At 64.0% G+C, this 492-nt stretch carries 1 protein-coding gene; it reads right to left on the reverse strand.

Translation table 11 applies throughout. The features are described from left to right. Positions 1–41: 41 nt before the first annotated feature. Positions 42–335 carry a cytochrome b/b6 domain-containing protein gene (locus RT91_RS22700; RefSeq protein WP_343205822.1) on the reverse strand — a complete coding sequence of 98 codons (294 nt, stop codon included), beginning with the start codon at positions 333–335 and terminating at the stop codon, positions 42–44. Positions 336–492 lie beyond the last annotated feature (157 nt).

Genomic DNA, 492 nt, shown 5'->3' on the forward strand with positions numbered 1-492 from the left:
AGCCGGTGCGCCTCGGCGGCCGGCTCGCGCCCGCCATGCCATCACGTTGAACGGCGGCCGGGCAGCATCCGCCGGATCATGCGCTCGCCGCGCAACTCGTGCCTTACCGCGCCGCCAACATGGGCGATCAGCAGCAGGATCACCGCGATGCCGCCCCAGAAATGGAGGAATGCGAAAACCTCCTGCACGCCATGATTCTTGCCGACGAAGGCAGGCAGGGTGAACAGGCCAAAGAAGGGCACCGTGCGACCATGTGCCTCGACGAAAAGGATGCCGAACACCGGCATCGCCAGCAGGAGCGCGTAGAACAGAATCTGGGTCGTATGCGCAGCGATCCGGAACGCGCGATTCCTCGGGCACTCCGGCGCACCGGTGCGCGCCGGATAAAAGGCGGACCAGCATCAGCGCCAGAAYGGCAAGACCGAAACTCATGTGCAGGAAGGCGAGCGGCTTGTGAACGGATCTTGGAATCAGGTCGTAATGCAGAAGCAG

The organism is Acidiphilium sp. JA12-A1, assembly GCF_000724705.2.
Lineage (GTDB): Bacteria > Pseudomonadota > Alphaproteobacteria > Acetobacterales > Acetobacteraceae > Acidiphilium > Acidiphilium multivorum.